This is a genomic window from Bacillus pfraonensis, assembly GCF_050768835.1.
Taxonomy (GTDB): Bacteria; Bacillota; Bacilli; order Bacillales; family Bacillaceae_G; genus Bacillus_A; species Bacillus_A pfraonensis.
In genome coordinates this window covers 1-4,093 of sequence record NZ_JAHCDO010000077.1, presented here as the reverse complement: position 1 = coordinate 4,093, position 4,093 = coordinate 1, and the positions used below count along the sequence as shown (strand labels likewise).

Annotated in this window: 3 protein-coding genes; 2 read left to right on the top strand and 1 reads right to left on the bottom strand. The window is 33.8% G+C overall.

The features are described 5' to 3' along the window. Positions 1–183: 183 nt before the first annotated feature. Positions 184–813 (top strand): hypothetical protein, encoded by a 630-nt coding sequence (locus KFD70_RS28840; protein ID WP_336454633.1) that lies wholly within the window; start codon positions 184–186, stop codon positions 811–813. Positions 814–1,625: 812 nt separating this feature from the next. Further along, positions 1,626–2,858, top strand: coding sequence for a MobV family relaxase (mobV, locus tag KFD70_RS28835; protein ID WP_336454634.1), 1,233 nt, complete (start codon positions 1,626–1,628; stop codon positions 2,856–2,858). Positions 2,859–2,962: 104 nt separating this feature from the next. On the opposite strand, the gene KFD70_RS28830 is transcribed toward mobV, so the two are convergent. Beyond that, positions 2,963–3,406 (bottom strand): helix-turn-helix domain-containing protein, encoded by a 444-nt coding sequence (locus KFD70_RS28830; RefSeq protein WP_174103992.1) that lies wholly within the window; start codon positions 3,404–3,406, stop codon positions 2,963–2,965. Between the last annotated feature and the right edge of the window lie 687 nt (positions 3,407–4,093).

Sequence of the window (4,093 nt, the reverse complement as noted above, 5' to 3'; positions counted from 1 at the left end):
CCTGGGGGCTACCCCCCAAACCCCCAGCCAGCACTCACACCCAAAAACACGGGAAATACTTAATGTTTTTTTATTGTAATGAAACAATATACATTTTTTTCGAGAATGAGGGATCTTGTCCATTTCAATTTTATGATTGTCCGCATTAAATATAAAAGAATCATAAAATAAGGTGGTGAAATTATGTCTAATTGTCATGGATCCCATTTTAATTGTCTGTCATCTGTTAATGTTCCATGTCCTACTCCGTCCCCTATTTCTGTACCTTTTCCACGTTTTGGGCTTGGGTCAGGTTTTCTTGCAGCTCAAGATGGTCCAATTCCACAAATAATAACGGTTCCATTGCTTGGAGGTACTCCTATTACTACTACAATTAATTTTAATACTGCATTACCTGGAGATGAAACTACAATTACACCAAGTATTGTTTTACCTTTAGACCCAGGTGGTGGAGGGACTTTCAATGCTTTAGAAGTAACAGCAACAGGTATTTATGATATAAATGCAGGACTTTCTTTAATTGGTCTTTTGGCAACTTTGCCAGCTGGATCAGGTATTATTGCACAAGTAGTAAGAGTTCCAGCTGGAAGTACTACGCCAGTACCTCTTAGTCCTATTTCATTTTTAGGACCTTTTACAGCCCTTGCTGGTATTATAGCTGTACTTGGTTTAGCAAGAGGAACAATACAATTACAAGATGTACCATTAGTAGCTGGTGACAGGGTTCAAATTCAAATATTTGTTCCAGCTGTAGGTCTTGCTGCTGGCGTTTTAGCGGTTAGTTATGCATTTTTAGAAATCGCTTCACAATAATTGTATATATTCATCAAAAGAAGGGATTTTATAATAAATTCCTTCTTTTTTATTTTTACAAATAAAAAGTGTCCTCCTTTGATAGAGAACACTTAAAGTGAAACTATGTCTTATATTATTTTATTTTTATTTTAAGAATTTGATTGGATAAATAACATTGTACGATTAAGTATAGTTTATAACAAAAAACACGCTTTCATTTTAGAAAACGTGTTTTCAAAATGTTTAATCATTGTGGTTAATATATCTTATGTTTATTAATTGTATTTGTTATAGTCTTAAGTACTATTTTAAAAACTATTTATAATAAAAAGCGTATTTAAACTCAAAAATAAGAAGATAAAAAATAAAAAAAAGGATAGTATTTTAAGTCATTCTGGGATACTTGTTTTCATAATTAATAATGTAAAATCAATGTTTGTCAACGGTAAGCGGACACAATGAAGCGATAGCGAAATGAAGGAGCATTAAGGAGTTGACAAATTCACTACACCCAAATCCTCTTGATGTGTCAAAACGGTAACCGTTTTGACCTGCCTACCGGCGAGGGAGCCCCCTCAAAAAATGAGGGGGGTGGGGGTGTTTTTTTATGGGGTCTGGGGAAGAATTCCCCAGTGGGTTTGGGCAAAGCCCAAGGTCTTTATTCGGCTTGCCGAATCCCCCGTAGGGGCACACTCTTTATGATAGTAAAGTATAGTGTGCTATACTTTACATGGAAGTCCACCGAAAAACAGTAGAAAAGTATATATACTTTATAGAGTGGTCGAGAACAAAATAAAGAGAAAAATGAGGACAAGTTGAGGTGAGGATTCGTGAGTTTTGCGATTTGTAGAATGCAGAAATTTAAAATGCGAGATGTGAAAGGAATCCAGATTCATAATCAACGAGAAAAGGAAAGTCATACAAATCCTGATATTGAAAAAGAACAAAGTCATTTGAATTATGATTTACATAACGATCAATACATTGATTATTTGAAAACAATAAAAGAAAAAATTGAACAAAACGTAGAGACCAATCGAGCGATTCGAAAAGATGCGGTTGTGATGTGCGAATTTGTGGTAACAAGTGATAGAGGTTTTTTTGAGCGTTTAAGTGAAGAAAATTCGGATTCTCAAAAAGAATTCTTTGAGGAAGCTTATAGCTTTCTTAAAGAACGATATGGAGAACAAAACATTGTACATGCAGTGGTACATTTGGATGAAAAAACACCTCATATGCATGTAGGAATGGTTCCAGTGACGGAAGAAAAGAAGTTATCAGCGAAACAGATTTTTAACCGTAAAGAATTAGTTTCACTTCAGGATGATTTTTATGCTCATATGGTGGAGAAAGACTTTGATTTAGAGCGTGGAGTATCGAGTGATAAAAAACATATTGAAACCGCACGTTTTAAAGCTTTGACTGCAAAAGAAGAAGTACAAGTGTTAGAAGATACTCTTGTAGAGAAAGAGTTGGAAAAACAACAAATAGAGAAATCGATGCAGCAAATGCAAAATCGTTTAAATGTTTTAAAAAGAGCTGTTAAAGTAGGAAAACGAGTAGAAGAGATGCCTGTGAAGGAAAAAGGGGGTCTCATCCGCTCTAAAACGGTCGAAATTGGGTTAGAAGACTTTCAAAGGATTAAAACCCTTGCAAAAGCGTCAGAGGCCTTTAAAAGGGAAAATGAGACGCTACAGAGGAAAAATCATGCGTTGGAAGTGAATCATACAAATTTACATACAACTGTAAAACGTTTAGAAAAAGAGAAAAAAGAATTAGAACCATATAAAGCGAAATATGAGAGACTTCAAAAGTTATTTGCACAAATGCAGGAGTTTTATAAAGAACGAGTTCCTCAAGGATTGGAGAAATTTCAACAAATTGTAGGGTATTGCAAGAAGAAAGTGAATATCACTTTAAATCCGTTTAGTAATACTCGATTTAGTGAAAATAATTTAACTGAACATGAAAGAAAGGGATATGATCTTGCTTTAAAAGATATACAGCAAAAGAAAAAAGAGAAAAATAGAAATAGAGATAGAGATAGTGGTTTAGAAAGATAAATTTATAAGAATTTATAAAAAAACGTGTTTATTAGATGCAAAAAAGAAATAAAAACACTAAAAAGTACCCATATTTTTAAGCTTGGGTACTTTTTAGTGTTTTTTTATTTTATTACTTTAAGGTGTTTTACTTCTTTTCTAACTTGTTCTAGATTTTTATCGCGTCCTCTAAAAGCAAATGAAGGATCTAAACGATATGTATTAGAAGCACCTACTTTAGGGCCTTTAACTAAAATACCATGATTAGAAAGTTCTTTAATTGCTCTTGAAACATGGGGAGGTTTCATTCCTAATTCTTCAGCTATGTCTTTTTGTCTAATTCTTAACCAATTTTCATAATCTAGTTTTGATAATAGGATCATATAAACACGCAATGTTTCACCTTTTAAATTGAGTTTTGCAACGTATGTTAATCCTTCTTGAAACACCATGACCCAATCCCCCTTATAAACTTTTTTCTTTTTAGCTGGAGTTAATAAATATTGTTGGATTTCTCCTGTTTCTTCATCAGGTACTTCGATAAAGATATCTTTATCTAATGATGACATTACTTTTTAACCTCCCTTTGTATAATAGTTACCGTATACGGTAACTATTATACATACCAAATATGGTAACATCAATACCAAATATGGTAACTATTACGTTAAAAAAAACCTTATAAATAAAGGGTTTTTTTAATTCCCCTTGTGTCTTTTATAATAAGAGCTAAAAATCCTACTTAAAATCGTGTAATTTTAAGTAGGATTTTTAGCTCTTATTTTCGTAATTACGAACGCAAGAAAATTATAAACCTATATTTATCAAGGGTTTACTAGGTTACCTCTTCTATATCTATTAATGGGCTACCCACTTATCAATGGACAGGTAGTATTTTTGAGAAAAAATCTCTCAAAAATCTCCACCTTTTCCGCTACGCTTCACCATTGATAAGTGGGTTTCGGCAGGTGATGGAATGTCGCCAAGCCGAACATACCAAAAACGAGGAATTAAGTAGCACGGCTTGAACTAGCAATTGTACCTGCCGAACCGCTCAGTCCTATCGATCTAAGCAGTAAGCTTATCCCATATTCAGTTACGTTAAGTTCCTGGGGGCTACCCCCCAAACCCCCAGCCAGCACTCACACCCAAAAACACGGGAAATACTTAATGTTTTTTTATTGTAATGAAACAATATACATTTTTTTCGAGAATGAGGGATCTTGTCCATTTCAATTTTATGATTGTCCGCATTA

Bases quoted from the DNA above. Each gene is read 5' to 3' on its own strand.
- KFD70_RS28840 (WP_336454633.1), top strand. From the start codon at position 184: ATGTCTAATTGTCATGGATCCCATTTTAATTGTCTGTCATCTGTTAAT.
- KFD70_RS28830 (WP_174103992.1), bottom strand. From the start codon at position 3,406: ATGTCATCATTAGATAAAGATATCTTTATCGAAGTACCTGATGAAGAA.